Here is a 17074-nt window from a genome sequence, read left to right as displayed (position 1 = left end):
CTGAATTTGTTGCGTTTGAATGTTATACACCTGAGGAATTTGACAAGAAGAGTGGTAGTCCTATTGTTCTATGCCCAGAATGTGATGCAAATATGATAATCAAAGGACGATAAGATTATCATATTTGCTTGGCATAAGGGTTTTTACTCGACCGTAGGGAGATTTTGTTCCTAGCGCACCAGATGTTAGAATAAGTGAAGTTAAAAAGGATGGAGTTGCGCCTATTGGGTTTTTAATAACTTCTATATTGCCTGAATATTTTAAAATTAAAGGAAAGTGGATACTTCCAACCCAAACATCTATAGAATGCGCTGCTGTTGTTTGCGGTAATAACACTGTAGAAATTGTGGAATTTAGAAACCTCAAAGTTAATGATAAAGTTGTTTTAGGAAAATCTAAAGATGGGAGTGAAGGTATATACAAGCATATTAGTGGATTTGATAATTTACCAAGGGTAGGAGCAGGGAGATCTGTTGAATCTTCATTTTCAAGGGATTATAAACAATTATATGAATTACTAGAATATGAAAAACAAAATAATGGACATATAGTTTGGGTTCTAGGCCCAGCTGTGGTTTTTGATTATGATACAAGAGCTGCTTTATCAGATCTTGCTGAAAATGGGTATGTAAATGCACTAATGGCTGGTAATGCTATGGCGACCCATGATTTAGAGGGAGGGTTATTTGGAACAGCCTTAGGTCAAAATATATATACTCAAGAATCTGTTCCAATGGGTCATTATAATCATTTAGATTTAATAAATGAAGCTAGACGCGCAGGTTCTATAGAAGCATTACTTGATGAAGGAAATATAAAAGATGGATTTATGAAAACTTGTATTAAGAAGAATATACCTATAGTTCTTGCTGGATCTATAAGGGATGACGGGCCGCTTCCACCTGTTTATCATGATGTATCTTGTGGACTTGATGCTATGAAAGAAGAAACAGATAAAGCAACAGTAATTATTTGTCTCGCTACAGTTCTTCACTCAGTAGCAACTGCAAATTTAGCTTCATCGTATAGAGTTGTAAATGGAAAAGTAAGACCGGTATATTTTTATTGCGTAGATATTTCTGAATATGCAGTTAATCAAGTATCAGTTGCTAGGGAATACATAGGTATTAAAACAATAGTCACTAATGTTCAAGATTTTGTCGTTAATGTTCAAAAAAACTTATGTTAATATATAATAAATATTAGTAGAGGGGGAGATTTTAAATGACTTTTGAATTACCAAAGTTTACACCGCCAGATTTCTCGAATGACTTTCTTCTTAACGCTCCAGATTGTAAAATCAAAAAAGTAATTAAAGAAGGCGTTGCGCACATTGATTATCATGCATTATCAATATATCCTGAATATTTTAAAATCAAAGGCAAGTGGGTAATAGCGAATGAAAGTCGTATGGATAGCGTTGCAATTGTTACTCCAGTTGGTGGCATAGATGTTGTTGAATTTAGAAATTTAAAAGTTGGTGATAAAGTTGTTGTAGGAAGAACTGAAGATGGAAGCGAAGGTATATATATGTATACTGAAGGGTTCGCTACTGATGATATAAATGTTGACAACTTTGCATTTAGAAGTGGGAGATCAAGAGAAACAGCTTTTTCTAAAGATTACGATGAATTATATGAAATTATGCAGTATGAAAAAGAACATGATGGAAAAATAGTTTGGGTTTTAGGACCATCAATTGCATTAGATGATAAAGCAAGAGGGGCATTTGCCTTACTGGTCGAAAATGGGTATGCTCAAGCTGTTTTATCTGGGAATACACTTGCTACTTATGATTTAGAAAAAGCTATGTTCAAAACAGTTTCAGGTCAGCAAACTTTTGAATCACGCGCAACTGCTCACTATAACTATATTGCAACCATAAATGAGGCTAGACGTGCGGGATCACTAGTGGAGCTTGTAAACTCAGGGGCAGTTGAAGATGGCATAATAAAAGCTTGTCTTGAAAACGATGTTCCTGTAGTGCTTGCTAGTAGTATAAGAGATAGATATACATTGCCCAATGTTTATGATAATGTGTATGAATCTCAAAATGCTATGAGAAAACATACTAGAAATGCAACTATGCTTATATGTTTATCATCAGTACTTCATACGATTGCTGCAGGAAATATGACTCCATCGTACACTGTAAAAAATGGAGTTGTTAGACCAGTATATATATATTCTATAGATATACAAGAATTTGCTGTTAACAAATTATCTGATAGAGGAACATTAGAAGTTAAGACATTAGTTACAAATGTTCAAGACTTTATAATTAACGTAGCAGAGGCTCTAATAAAACAATCTTAGAAAATGAGCAGAAAAGACATGATAGTATATTTATAAACGGCTGAAAAAGAAAATTGATAAACAATAGGAAACAGAGGGATGTTGCAACCGCAACATCCCTCTGATTATTATTTATTATATTCGTTTAGAGAAGTTTCTTTTGAAAAAGAAACTTCTTTTGCCATGCTAAACAAAAATCCTAATAGAGCACCAACTAAAGATGGTATTACCCAAACAAGACCTTGTTTTGATAAAGGCATAGAACTCAAAAATGATATATTAAGTCCAACTTGATTTAATGAATCACATATACTAAAAGCAGCAGTAAATAGCATGCTGAAAGAATATACGCAGGTATAACCTTTAAATAGGTTATTAGTGAAAGCTAGTACAATAAGTACTATTGCCATAGGATATATAGCTGTTAAAACAGGTACAGATATCTTTAGTATGTTAGTTAAGCCTACATTTGCAAACAGCATACTGGATAGTGTTATTGTAGTAACCCAGATTTTATAGCTAACCTTTGGAATTATCCTTGAAAAGTACTCACTACATGATGTTATAAGACCAACGCAGGTTGTAAGGCAAGCTAGTCCAAAAGTTAAACCAAGTATTATAAGACCATTTGTATTGAAAAGATAAGAAACTACCTTTGTTAATGTTTGAGCTCCATTGGCTGTATTGCCAAATTTAGTTTGAGCGACAGCACCTAGGCAGGAAAGCATTAAATATATTACAGCTAAAACAAGACCAGCTATAAGTCCAGCTTTTATTGTATAAGAGCTTAAAGCTCTTTTATCTGTAATGCCTTGTTTCTTTAAAACTAAGGCAACAACTATTCCAAAATTAAGTGCCGCAATTGCATCCATAGTCATGTATCCATCTAAAAATCCTTTTAAAACAGGGAAGTTAGCATAATCTCCAATTGGAGCACTAAAACTGCCAATAGGGTTAACTAAACTACCTATGAATATTATAAGTATTAGTATTAAGATAGCAGGGGTTAGTATCTTCCCAAAACGATCTACTAATTTATTAGGATTCATACTTAGCCAAAATGCTAAACCAAAGAAACATACTGTATATAGAAAAAGAGGTAAAGCTCCACCAGTAACTGATGTGTTTAAAAATGGTGCTATGCTTGTTTCAAAAGATAAACTAGCGGCACGAGGTATACCTAAAAATGGTCCTATTGATAAATATATTAATAATGTAAAAATAAGTGCGAAGGTTTTATTAACTCTACCAGCTAAATTTTGAAGGCCATCAGCTTTTGCAACAACAGCTACAGCAAGAATTGGTAGACCTACTGCAGAAGCAAGGAAACCAGATAGCGAAAGTAAAAGATTTGTACCTGACATTTGTCCGAGGACTGGAGGGAAGATTAAGTTTCCAGCTCCAAAAAACATTGAAAATAACATTAAACTAACTAGCAGTAAATTTTTCCTTGATAATTTATTCATAGTAATTCCTCCAATAATATTATTTTTTCTAAGATTGAGTATTATATCCCGAGTTCTAATGCCAATGTCGCTATCCACTAAACCACCACCTTTTAAAATAAAAAAAGCCCGTCCCTATAAAAAGGGACGAGCATATATGCACGTGTTACCACCCTAAATCTATTAAAATTATAATGAATAACTTTAATAGCACTTAGCAAGATACCAATTGATATCTGTTCCTTTTAATGGTGGACGACCATTAAACCTTATTATATTTCAGGTTTACTTCTCAGAGATGATTTTCGATTATAGACTGAACGTTGACTCTCACCAAATGTCAACTCTCTTTAGAACAGATACTAAAACGTACTCTTTCTCGTCATCAAATTTGTTAATTATGTTGTAATGAAATATACCATATTATAAATAATTTGTCAATAAACAATCAATATTTTATTTCTCTTAAAGTTTTATTCAGAGATTTATATACATAATTATTATTCTCGCATGGCCTATTGTGAGTGTTTATGAGCGAATTAAATTTGCTAGATGTAGAAATAAATTAGATTGAAACATAAATAAAAATACTGCATTTAGGGGGGACCCAATGCAGTATTCTTATTCTTATCAATTTCAATTTATTCTTATGTTAAAATCTGTATATATAAATTATAGACTACTTTGAAAATTTTATTCAATTCAATTATATAATAACGAAATTTATTAATTTTAAAAAAATAATTTAATACATGCACTAAAGGGGCGAAACATTTACAATATATGCTGACTTATTAATGAAAATTGACTATAAAATACCCCCAATCGTTGGATATTAAAACTACGATTAGGGGTATCATTATTTTTCTTTATTTTACTTTGCATCTTTAAAAATTTGCAAAACTGTATTCACAATTTGATCAATTTTAGGGAAATAAGAAGGGTGTTATTAGTTATAGCAATTTTATCTAAGGAACCAGCAACAATTAATTTTATAATAAAAGAACTACTACAAATTATTGTAATAGCTCTTTTAACAAATAAAATATAAGTTATTCACCAATACTTGCTTTGCTAGTTTCCTTACTGGCATTCGAATTACTATTAATTTTCATCTTATTTTTAATTATAATTCCTGCAATTAATGAAGTTATAAAACTTACAACAAAGCTTATAATTGCACATATAATAAAATAGACAGTAGATTTAGGTCTTATAGCAATTATCCCAGGTATACCCGCTGGTCCCATAGATACTGATAATACTTTGAAAGCACCTATGAAAGCACACGCAACAGCTGAGCCAATCATGCCAGCTACAAAAGGATATCTCAATTTCAAATTAACTCCAAATATTGCGGGCTCAGTAATTCCAAGTAATGCTGAAATACTACTTGCAGATGCAAGTCCTTTCATTTTTTTATCTTTTGTAACAAAGAATACAGCGAGAGTTGCAGCACCTTGTCCTATGTTTGCCATAGAAGCTATTGGCAAAAGAAATGAGCCCCCTGTCTTTGCTGTATTAGCTAAGAGCTGAGTTTCAACAGCTATGAAACTTTGATGCATTCCTGTAATAACAATTGGAGAATATATGAGACCAAATATTCCAGAACCAATAAATCCAGAGGAAGTATACAACCACAAAATGCCATCTGTTAATAGATTACCAGCTGAACGCATTACGGGTCCTACTGCAACAAAAGTTAAAAATCCTGTAATTAATGTTGCTAAAAGAGGTGTTAACAATATATCAAGAGAAGCAGGTACAATTTTTCTGAAAAAGTTTTCTAACTTAGCTAAAATCCAAGAAGAGACTAACACAGGAAGCACAGTTCCTTGGTATCCTACTTTAGCAAGACTTAGTCCAAAAATATTCCAGTAAGTTATCTTTCCATTAAGTAAGGCATCTGCATATCCATATCCATTTAGTAATTCAGGATGTACCATAATCATAGCCATTCCCGCTCCTAAGAAAGGATTCCCTCCAAATCTCTTAGTAGCTGAAAAACCAATTAATACAGGCAAAAATGTAAAAGGTGCTGATGCAAAGGTGTTTATCATACTTGCTATATCCTTTATTGCAGGATACATTTCAACTATGGATTTGGCTCCAAACAAATTTTCAGATGTAAGCACATTGTTTATACCCATTAAAAGGCCACCAGCTACAAGGGCAGGTATTATTGGTACAAAAATATCAGACAATATTTTAACAAGACTTAAAAGAAAATTAGTATTCTTCTTAGCCGCTATTTTCTTTACGTCATTTTTAGAAATTTCATCAATATTTGTAATCTTTATTAATTCTTTATATACATTGTTTACAGTTCCAGTACCAATAATTATTTGAAATTGTCCTCCTATTGAAAAAGTTCCTTTCACAACATCTAACCCATCAAGAATTTTATGGTCAATTTTCTTTTCATCTTTTAATACTAATCTAAGACGGGTTGCACAGTGGGCTAATGCTGTAATATTTGCTTTATCTCCAATAGCCTTTAAAATATCTTTAGCAGCTTTTTTATAATCCATATAAATTCTTCTCCTTCTCAATTCGTAATAATAATTTCCAGAATTTGAAATTACATATATAATATTAAAACTTTAAAATTACTCAATATAAAAATTAAATTAGTTTTTAACATTTCAATAAATATACTCTTGCTTCATAAGGTTTCATTTCAATCGATTTTATGTTAACGCCGTTAGATATTTTATAATTACCAATAATCAATTTTTGAGAACTATACTTTATAGATTGTGGTAAATTAAATTTAGAAATTCTATCTACAAAATTACATATTATAAGAAGTTTTTCTTCTCCTAAAGTTCTTGTGTAAGCATACAGTTCTTCGTTATCTTCAAGAATCAAATTATAAATTCCATATACTACAATTTGATTTTTACTGCGAATATCAATTAATTGTTTGTAATAATTAAATATAGAATTAGGTTCTTCTAATTGGGATTTCACATTAATTTGCTTATAATTGGGGTTTACCTTAATCCAAGGTTTTCCCGTAGTGAAGCCTGCATTTTCACTTTCATCCCACTGCACAGGTGTACGTGCATTATCTCTTCCTCTTGCATTAATTGCTGCCATCATTTCTAATGGATTTTTTTCTTTAATATTTACTTGTTCTTTATATGCATTTATTGTCTCAATGTCTCTATAATCTTCTATAGATTTAAAAGCTACATTAGTCATTCCTATTTCTTCGCCTTGGTAAATAAATGGAGTTCCTTGCATCATATGAAGACAAGTTGCTAGCATCTTAGCTGACTGTTCCCAGTACTCTTTATCATTTCCAAAACGTGAAACTACTCTAGGCTGATCATGATTATTCCAAAATAAACTATTCCATCCCCCATCTTCTAATCCCTTTTGCCATTTAGTCATAATTTTTTTTATATCAGTTAATTTAAATGGGGCATTGCTCCATTTTCCATGGTTACCATTTCCTAAGCCCATGAGCTCAAATTGAAAAACCATATTAAGTTCATTTCTTTTCTCGTCAACGTAGTTCATGGCTTCTTGTATATTAACTTTTGGTGTTTCTCCTACAGTGACTATGTCATATTTGGATAATACTTCTTTATTCATTTCTTTTAAAAATTCATTAATTCTAGGTCCATTAAAAGAGTATGGCGCAAAGTTCCCAAGTGAGTGTCCTTTTCTTATTTCTCCGTCAGGATACATTTGATCTTTAGATATTAAGTTAATAACATCCATTCTAAATCCATCAATCCCTTTATTTAACCACCATTTCATCATTTTATATATTTCATTTCGCACAGTATCATTTTCCCAGTTTAAATCAGGTTGTTTTTTAGAGAACAAATGAAGAAAATACATATTTGTGCTTTCATCATATTCCCAAGCACTTCCATTAAAACTAGATTCCCAATTATTTGGAGGTTGTAAATTTACTCCACTTTTCCATATATAATAATCCCTATATTTATTATCTTTAGATTTTCTGCTTTCCTTAAACCAGTGATGTTCATTAGAAGTATGATTTACTACCAAATCCATTATGATTTTTATACCACAATCATGAGCCTTTTGAAGCAATTGATCAAAGTCCTCCATTGTACCAAACTCTGTCATAATATCTTGGTAATTACTGATATCATATCCGTTATCATCATTTGGAGATTTGTAAATAGGAGAAAGCCAGATAACATTAATACCAAGTTCCTTTAAATAGTCTAACTTTTGAGTGATACCTTTTAAATCGCCTATTCCATCTCCATTGCTATCCTTAAAGCTTCTTGGATATATTTGGTAAATGACACTTTCTTTCCACCAAGTTTTATTCATACTATACCTCCATTAATTTCTATACTTGAATTCGATTACATGTAACCTTATAATATTATTATATCTATATTATCATTTGTAATCTTGCTTTATATTCTCTAAAAATAACACTATTTTCACTAAAGAGTTAGGAGTGATAAAAATGAATGATGATAAATTAAAAGAAAAAACAGCTCGTGGCGATTCTATATTTCCATTACACGTTTACTCTCATATTGATACGCAAGGTAATTATTCTGTATCAGATCATTGGCACAATGAGATTGAAGTAGTATATATAGAAGAGGGAGACTTAATGTTTAATATAGATATGCAACACGTTAAATTAACTCATGGTCAATGTGTTTTTATAAACAGTGAACAATTGCATTCAATTTATGCAATTGACAATAAACCTTCTATACACCATTCCATAGTGTTTGACATTAACATATTAAATAGTTCAATTTATAATTATTATCAAAATAAATATATCAATCCGATAATAAAAAAATCACTTAGTTTTCCGTTATATCTTGATACAAATTATGTATTGGGTAATAAAACTTTAAATGAGATTTTAGAAATAATTGATGTCTATCATAGAAAAAGCTCAGGATGTGAACTCAGTATAAAGGGTTGCTTGTTAAAGATTGTAGCAAACTTATTTGAAGAAGATAAGTTTATTAAAAATGATTCTGCTTTTTTAATTCCAAAAGATTATAAGGTAAGGATAATAAAAAAGGTACTCGGTTTTATCGATAATAATTACACACAAAAGATATATATTTCTGAATTGGCTGCGGAAGCTAATATGAATACCCAATATTTTTGCAGATTTTTCAAATCCGTAACTGGCAAAACTGCCGTTACTTATATTAATAAATATAGAATAGAACGGGCGGCTAAAATGCTTAAAACAGAAGATACTAAAGAAATGCAAGTATGTTTTGATGTTGGTTTTAGTAATTTTAGTTACTTTATAAAAAAATTTAAGGAATATAATAATTGCACCCCTTGTCAATATAAAAAAAAGTTGGGTTTTAGAGTCTTTGATGATGAAAAATCCAACTGAAGAAAGCAAGTGCAGATAATGGTTTCTTTTATTTTATAATTAAGTTTAAATACATCATATAATTCCCAAATATTATATAAAAAATGTGTTGACATAAAACAATGAAAATGTTATCATAAATTTAAATTGAATTAAATAAAAGGATTGTTACTGATTAAGCAGGCAAAACCTAATTTAAGATGAGTGTAAACTTTGTCTTGTTTTGGGTTTTTTTTCTTGCAATCAAATATGATTGCCCTGTGATTATAAAAAACACTGTTAACTTAATTGTATATTAGTGTAAATATTTTAACTTTAGATTTGGGCAATTGAATAAAAATCTAGTAATTATAGTGGCATTGGGGTGAATACTATTATTATAAAAAGGATATTAAATAATAATGTAGTTACGACTATAGATGAGAAATCTAGGCGTGAAAAGGTAGTCATGGGCAGAGGTATTGCTTTTCAAAAGAGAAATGGAGATATGGTAGATGTTCTTAAAATTGAGAAAGTCTTTATTTTGGAAAATAAAATCGAAAATGAGAAATTTCAAAAATTGATAAATGAAATCCCGATGGAGTATATAAAATTATCAGAGACAATTATAAGCTATGGTAAAGAAAAATTAAATACACAATTTGATGATCATATTTATATTGCACTAACAGATCATATTGATTTTGCTATTAAACGATATAAAGAAGGTATTAAGTTAAAGAATCAGCTACTTTGGGAAATACAAAGGATACACAAAAAAGAGTATGAAGTTGGCTTATGGGCACTAGATTGTATTGAAGATGAATTAGGTATTAAAATGGATTTAGATGAAGCGGGTTATATTGCTCTACATTTAGTAGATGCTGCCCTTAATCAAAGCATGGATAACACAATAAATATTATTTCAATTGTTCAAGAAATATTGAACATAATAAAATATTTTTTCAACATAGAATTTGATGAAAATGATATTTCTTATGATAGACTTGTTACTCACTTGAAGTATTTTTCACAAAGGGTAATTTCAAATAATAGTTTGCCAGAAGATAGTAATGAATTTTTAAAAATGGTAGAAATGAATTATCACAAACCGTATACATGTGCATTAAAGATAAAAATGTTTATTGAAAAAAACTATCATTACACAATAAACAATGGAGAAATAGTTTATTTGAGTCTTCATATTCAGCGAGTTATTTCTAGTATAAGGTATAAGATATCTTCTGGGAAATCATAGACTTATACATTTATCAACATATATAGAAAGGTGGACTAGTTATTTTTTAAGGCACCAAAAAGTTAATATCAGGATTGTTACTGGTTATGCAGGCAAAACCTAAGTTGAAGATTATACACTAGTTGTATTAATTCAATTTAGGCTTTTTTTATTTAAATTAGCCATAGCTAATTAATGGATACAAAACAATGTGTTAATTAGTTTTGTGCAGATAAAAATATAGGAGGGGTAAAAATGGATTATAACAAAATAGCCAAAGAAATTTTAATGTATTTAGGTGGAGAAAAAAATGTAGCTAGTGCTGCACATTGTGCTACAAGATTGAGATTGGTTTTAAATGACGATAAAAAGGCAAACATAAAAAAAATTGAAAAATTGGATGCTGTTAAAGGGGTATTTAACAGTGGAGGTCAATTACAAATTATTATTGGTCAAGGAACAGTAAACAAAGTATATGCTGCTTTTATTGAGGGAACTAAAATAGGTGCGGCAAGTTTAAGTGATAATAAAAAAGCTGCAATGAAAAATATGAATCCTTTTGAGAGATTTGCAAGAATGTTATCAAGTATTTTTCTTCCAATAATACCAGCGATAGTTGCTAGTGGGCTTTTAATGGGAATTTTAGGAATGCTTCAAAATTTCCATTTGATTGATTCAAAAAGTGGAATGTATATATTATTAAATATGTTTTCAAGTGCGGCTTTTGTGTTTTTACCTGTTTTAATTGCATTTAGTGCGGCTAAACAATTTGGAACTAATCCTTTTCTAGCGGTAACATTAGCAGGCATAATGATACATCCGGATCTTCAGAATGCTTGGACATTAGGAAATGGAATTAAAAATTCAATGGATTTTTATGGACTTCATGTAAGTATGGTTGGTTATCAAGGCCAAGTGCTTCCAATATTAATTGCTGTTTGGGTTATGGGGTATATAGAAAGAGGTTTAAGAAAAATAGTTCCAGATATACTAGATATTTTACTAACACCGTTCTTTACAGTATTGATTACAGGGTTTTTCACATTTTTTATAATAGGACCAGCAGGGAGATTTCTAGGAGATGGACTATCATTTGCTTTAGTAACACTATATAATACAGCAGGTGTTTTTGCTGGTATATTATTTGGAGGACTTTATTCATTAATAGTTATTACTGGCATACATCAAAGTTTCCAAGCTGTTGAGGCAGGATTACTTGCTAATCCCAATATTCATAGAGACTTCTTATTGCCAATTTGGTCAATGGCAAATGTTGCACAAGGTGGAGCTGCTTTTGCGGTATATTTTATCACGAAAAATGCCAAAATGAAGTCAGTAGCAGGACCAGCAGCATTATCAGCGGTGCTTGGTATAACTGAACCAGCTATTTTTGGAGTGAATTTGAGATATAGGAGACCATTTATTGCAGCAGCTTCAGGTGGTGCTGTAGGTGGTGGTTATGTGGTATTTACAAAAGTAGCAATGACCGGAATGGGTGTAAGTGGAATACCGGGCACATCAATTGTACCGCCATCGTCGATTTTGAATTATGTAATAGGTATGCTTTTAGCTTTTGCAACTGCATTTGCAGTTACTTATGTGCTTGGAATAAAAGAAGATAATATGGAAAAAGTAGAAAAAACAGATGAAGCTAATAATGATAAGAAGAATGAAGATGTTTTACTTTATAATGAATCTGATGCAAATACTATCTTAAATTTAGTATCACCCGTAAATGGAAATGTCATATTACTTAAAGATGTTCCAGACAAAACTTTTTCTGATGGATTATTGGGAAATGGAATAGCAGTAGATCCTATAGATGGAATAGTAGTTTCACCAGTAGATGGAACTGTAGTATGTTTGTTTGAAACAAAGCATGCAATAGCAATTAAAACTAGCGATGGACTGGAAATACTAATTCATATAGGAATTGATACAGTCAAAATGAATGGGGAAGGGTTTAAGTCATTTGTTAAAAATGGAGACATGATTAAGAAGGGACAAAAACTAGTAGAATTTGATTTGGATTTAGTGAAGGAAAAAGCAAAATCACCTATTACAATAGTTGTTATTACAAATTCTGATTCTATGAAGTTTGTTAAGCAGTTAAAGTCTGGTAAAATTAATAGAGGAGAAGAGTTAGTGTCAGTTGGAATTAACTGAAAAAAGATAAAAACTTTAGTTCGTACAAAGATGGGTGCAATATCTTTACTTTTAACTCTTGATGAAGTAGAAAACAAACAATTTGAATTTGGTGGTGGTATTATGATTAAAAATAACGAATTGACAAAAAATCTAATAAAAACAAGTAGTGAATTGAACGAAAAAGTAAATGGTGATTACTATAGATTAAAATACCATCTAATGCCAAGTGTAGGTTTTTTGAATGATCCTAATGGATTTATTCAATTTAATGGTGAATACCATTTGTTTTATCAGTTTAACCCTTTATATCCTAAAGATAAACGGGTATGTTGGGCTCATGTAAAAAGTCCTGATTTAGTTCATTGGAGTATGTTACCAACTGCACTTTATCCAAGTGAATGGTATGAAACTCATGGATGTTATTCTGGCTGTGCTGTAAATAATAATGGCGAATTCACTTTAATTTATACGGGAAATGTAAAAAATAAACTAGGTAAAAGGGAGACATATCAGTGTATTGCACAAAGCAATGATGGTGAAAACTTTGTTAAATACAAAAATAACCCTGTTATAAGTAATGCGCCGGAGGGTTATACAACACATTTCAGAGACCCTAAAGTTTGGAAACATGATGGACTATGGTATATGTCACTTGGAACTCAAACAGAAAAAGAAGAAGGAGTAGTACTTTTATATAGTTCACAAGATCTACTAGTTTGGAATAAAATTGGTGAAATTGCTGGTGCAAACACAAAGAAATTGAATTATCTAGGCTATATGTGGGAGTGTCCCAATTTATTTAAATTAGACGGAAAAGATATATTGCTTTTTTGTCCTCAAGGGGTAGAGCCTAATGGTGACTTGTATAATAATAGATATCAATGTGGATATTTGCTAGGAAAATTAAATTATAAAATGGGGAAATTATCTTATGGTGATTTTACTGAATTAGATAGGGGTTTTGAATTTTATGCGCCTCAAGTTTCGCGAGATGAAAAAGGACGTTTACTCTTAGTCGGGTGGATGGGTATCCCAGAAGAAGAGGATAGCCCTACGGTAAAGAATAATTGGCTTCATTGTCTAACAATTGTTAGAGAACTACATCTTGAAAATGATAAGATCTATCAAAATCCAGTAGAAGAAATGAAATTACTTAGAACTAACGAAACTAAGTATGAAAATGTAGTAATAAATAATGAACAGATTAGACTTAACAATATTTACGGAGACTGTTTTGAGCTAGTTTGTGATTTCTCATGGGAAAATGTGTTGGAATTTGGGATTAAGCTTAGATGCGATGACGAGGAAAAACAGAAAACTCTTTTATATTACAATACAAAAGAAGAAAAAATAATACTAGATAGATGCAAAAGTGGATTAAGTAAAACAGGTGTGAGAAAATGTAAAATTGTGAATCGTAAAAAATTAAGCATTCGCTTATTCATGGATAAGTCATCCCTTGAAATATTCATAAATAAAGGTGAAGAAACTTTTTCCTCTAGAATTTACCCTAAGGAAGACAGCAAAAACATTTTCTTTTATGCACAAGGAGGAATAGTAAATCTTAATATAAAGTATTGGAACATTTAACATTTATCATGTATATTATAAACTGAAAACTAAATAATGGAGCTCATATTATAGATTCTTAAAGGATCTATTTATATGGACTCTTTTTTTGTACAATAAATAAGAAAGGGGTAATACATACAGGCAAATTTAAATCCTTCTTTATATCTTCACATAAGCAAAATAAATTCTATTATAACTCGTTTGCATACCTAGAAAAGTTTTATGGGTAAAGTGAATTTGATTTATTTAAAAGTAAGTTTTTATCAAACAAAACCAGTGCAGTAATATTCCTTAAAAGGTGTAATACTAAGTAAAACAGAGGAAAACTAAGCTCGCTTAGTATAAATATTTATACTGGGGTTATATGAACTTATATGATATAATAGTAGCACGGCTCAAAAAAAACAACCCTAAATTTATAGCTATAAATAGTATTTTGGATAATACAAATTTAGCTTTTGATAACATATTTTGGGAAAATAAAGTATAAAAAATAAACATAATGTAGGAGGAAAAAGAATGAATGTATGTATTTTAGGCGGTGGAAATATAGGTACACTTTTAATGGGAGACATAGGAACAAATAAGAATATTTCTGTTCGATTATTTACTTCCAGACCAGATGAGTGGAACCATATTATTGAGGTTTGTGATAATGATGGCACAATTAAACACACAGGAAGGATAGATGTGATATCTAGTAACCCAGAGGAAGTAATAAGGGATGCTGACATCATTATATCTACGCTTCCATCTTATATATTTAGCAAAACGATTCAAAGGATAAAGCCTTTTTTTAAAAAAGGAGTTTGGATTGGAATGATGCCAGGTAATGGTGGTGGAGAATTTTATTGCAATGAACTTATTGAAAATGGCTGTACCATATTCGGATTTCAGAGGGTTTATGGCATTTCTAGATTAAAGGAATACGGAAAATCTGTATATGACCTAGGTAAGAAAGACGAACTTTTTATAGGAGCTATTCCTGCTCGCAACACAACAGACGTATGCAAGGCATTGGAGAGCATACTTAACATGACGTGCAATCCACTAGAAAATTTTCTACAAGTTTCGCTTACACCGGCCAATCCAATTCTCCATACTGCAAGACTTTATGGAATCTTTAACCATTATAAAGAGGAAGTATATTTTGAAAATATGATCCAATTTTATAACGAGTGGACGGATGAATGTTCAGAAATGTTAATAGCTACTGATGAAGAGGTACAGAATTTATGCCTTAAGCTAGGAACTATTGATTTGAACAAGGTTGGTTTTGTAAAGGAATATTTCGGAGCGGATTCCGTGAAGCAGATGACTGCGCAAATTAGCAATAAGCCTGCACTTAAGAATATACAGTCTCCATTGATAAAAACAGAAAAGGGGTATATTCCAGATTTTAATTCAAGATACTTTCTAGAAGATTTCCCATATGGACTATGCATTATTAAGAGTTTTTGCGAATTGGTAGAAGTTAAAACTCCATTTATTGATAAAATCCTTATGTGGTTTGAGAACTTTTTCGGGGTTGAATATTATGTAGATGGTAGATTTGCAGGAAAAGATTTAAAAGGTCTCCCGCGGCCACAAAATTTTGGGATAAATTCAATAGAAGATGTGTTTGAATATTACAAGTAAATTGTTATATCAATCAAAAAATTGCTTTATCTATATTTAAAAAATACTACATAGAATAATAAATAATTATTTGGATTATCCTCTACAGTACTACATTAAAGTACAGTCGAGGATTTTTTATGAATAGAATATAGTTCATGTCTACCAAAGCATCTATCATAGGGAGACTATTTTACTCCTCTGACAAACGATCAAAGCCTATTCCTTTTCCCCATACTGAGATTACTGGTAAAACATCTACAAAGGCATCTGGATCAGTTTCTGCTATATACCGCTTAATTAACATAGACTCTCTTGGAGAACAAAGTGTTAGAAGCTTTAAGCGTGGTAAGTTTTTATAACCACCTTTTACCTCATAGCTCGTGACTCCTCTTTTAACGCTGTGGATTATGTATTGGGCTATATCTTGATGATGATCGCTTATTATCTCAAGTTTGACCTTCTTTGAGCCAAATCCAAACATCACTGCATCAATCATATTCACCATTATAATTTGTGAAATGATAGCATAGAGTGCAATATTTGAATTATATACTATAACTGATGATGCAATTAGTGTCCCATCAATACAAAGTAGAATCTCACTTATGCTTACAAAAGTAAAAACCTTATGATGAAGAATTTTTGCAACAGTATCAGTTCCTCCCATTGAATATCCTCTTTTTAGCACAAGACCAGTTCCAATTCCACAAATAAGTCCAAAATAAACTGAAGCCAGCATCATATCATTTTTTATAAAGCTATAATTAAATCTTTCAAAAACAATTAATACAAAAGGAAATACTATAGATAGCGTAATTATTTTTATACCTTCTCTTTTTCCCATAGATAACCAAGCAATACCTAATACTAAAATGGATAGAACATAATAAATATAAGTATATTTAATATGGATTAACTTTTCTAGTATTATTGATACCCCAGTTATTCCTCCAGTTATTAATCCGTTTGGTCTTAGAATAGAAGTAATTGAAAATGCAATCAATAAACATCCTATGGTTACAAATAAGAAATCAACTACATTTTTATTAAAATCAATTTTTTTCAAAAACATCACCATCCTTGCAATTTATTACATATAAAGTTATTGTAACAGATATTGTTTTACACTTATAGGGAGTCTAGATTAAATTTCAGCAAAATAAATTGTAGTAATATCTATACTGTTTATTTAACCGTTTGTGGGGTATAATAAAACAGTAAAATAACAAGACATATATTTAAAATACTTATTGTGAATATTAATTTAGATGGTATGGGTTATAAGGTATTTTTAAAATGTAAATTTAAAAAGATAGTGTTAACTAACTTATGAAAAAACAATAATGGAAATATTAGGATTTAGAATGTGGGTTGAAAAGTGAAAATGTATCCTGAAGAAATTTAATGTTGCTTTATTTGTTG

General features: G+C 30.7%; 10 protein-coding genes, 1 pseudogene and 1 other annotated feature. Of the genes and pseudogenes, 7 read left to right on the top strand and 4 right to left on the bottom strand.

What is annotated here, in order from left to right:
* Window positions 1-160: 160 nt before the first annotated feature.
* Window positions 161-1189, top strand: a pseudogene (locus KPL38_RS13130) (putative NPN-dependent ornithine cyclodeaminase); the annotation flags it as partial.
* Window positions 1190-1224: 35 nt separating this feature from the next.
* Window positions 1225-2316, top strand: coding sequence for a putative NPN-dependent ornithine cyclodeaminase (locus KPL38_RS13125; RefSeq protein ID WP_216289588.1), 1092 nt, complete (start codon window positions 1225-1227; stop codon window positions 2314-2316).
* Window positions 2317-2423: 107 nt separating this feature from the next.
* Here the strand turns inward: KPL38_RS13125 and brnQ are convergent, their stop codons facing one another.
* The 3 genes from brnQ to KPL38_RS13110 all read right to left on the bottom strand — a co-directional run bounded on the left by brnQ (window position 2424) and on the right by KPL38_RS13110 (window position 8063).
* The gene (gene brnQ / locus KPL38_RS13120; protein WP_216289592.1) at window positions 2424-3761 is read right to left on the bottom strand and encodes a branched-chain amino acid transport system II carrier protein; all 1338 of its coding nucleotides are present in this window, start codon (window positions 3759-3761) and stop codon (window positions 2424-2426) included.
* Between the two features lie 119 nt (window positions 3762-3880).
* Window positions 3881-4135: a binding site (T-box leader), on the bottom strand.
* Between the two features lie 657 nt (window positions 4136-4792).
* Window positions 4793-6271, bottom strand: a complete 1479-nt coding sequence (locus KPL38_RS13115) for a sucrose-specific PTS transporter subunit IIBC (protein ID WP_216289587.1) — start codon at window positions 6269-6271, stop codon at window positions 4793-4795.
* Between the two features lie 106 nt (window positions 6272-6377).
* On the bottom strand, window positions 6378-8063 hold the full coding sequence (locus KPL38_RS13110) for a glycoside hydrolase family 13 protein (RefSeq protein WP_216289586.1): 1686 nt from the start codon (window positions 8061-8063) through the stop codon (window positions 6378-6380).
* A gap of 142 nt (window positions 8064-8205) precedes the next feature.
* Between KPL38_RS13110 and KPL38_RS13105 the strand changes: the two genes are divergently transcribed.
* The 5 genes from KPL38_RS13105 to KPL38_RS13085 all read left to right on the top strand — a co-directional run bounded on the left by KPL38_RS13105 (window position 8206) and on the right by KPL38_RS13085 (window position 15670).
* Complete coding sequence (locus tag KPL38_RS13105) at window positions 8206-9117, top strand: helix-turn-helix domain-containing protein (protein WP_216289585.1); 912 nt, start codon at window positions 8206-8208, stop codon at window positions 9115-9117.
* Window positions 9118-9460: 343 nt separating this feature from the next.
* Window positions 9461-10333, top strand: coding sequence for a BglG family transcription antiterminator LicT (gene licT / locus KPL38_RS13100; RefSeq protein ID WP_312884217.1), 873 nt, complete (start codon window positions 9461-9463; stop codon window positions 10331-10333).
* A 234-nt stretch (window positions 10334-10567) separates the two neighbouring features.
* Window positions 10568-12478, top strand: coding sequence for a sucrose-specific PTS transporter subunit IIBC (locus KPL38_RS13095; protein ID WP_216289584.1), 1911 nt, complete (start codon window positions 10568-10570; stop codon window positions 12476-12478).
* 30 nt (window positions 12479-12508) lie between these two features.
* Window positions 12509-14050: a glycoside hydrolase family 32 protein gene (locus KPL38_RS13090; RefSeq protein ID WP_281419357.1), complete on the top strand. Its 1542-nt coding sequence runs from the start codon at window positions 12509-12511 to the stop codon at window positions 14048-14050.
* Between the two features lie 501 nt (window positions 14051-14551).
* Window positions 14552-15670 (top strand): NAD/NADP octopine/nopaline dehydrogenase family protein, encoded by a 1119-nt coding sequence (locus KPL38_RS13085; protein ID WP_216289583.1) that lies wholly within the window; start codon window positions 14552-14554, stop codon window positions 15668-15670.
* 172 nt (window positions 15671-15842) lie between these two features.
* On the opposite strand, the gene KPL38_RS13080 is transcribed toward KPL38_RS13085, so the two are convergent.
* Complete coding sequence (locus tag KPL38_RS13080; protein ID WP_246577960.1) at window positions 15843-16718, bottom strand: YitT family protein; 876 nt, start codon at window positions 16716-16718, stop codon at window positions 15843-15845.
* Between the last annotated feature and the right edge of the window lie 356 nt (window positions 16719-17074).

Origin of the sequence: Clostridium psychrophilum, from assembly GCF_018861705.1 — a bacterium.
Taxonomy (GTDB): domain Bacteria; phylum Bacillota; class Clostridia; order Clostridiales; family Clostridiaceae; genus Clostridium_AD; species Clostridium_AD psychrophilum.
Note: the sequence above shows the minus strand (reverse complement) of the source record. Positions and strands in the feature narration are given on the sequence as shown.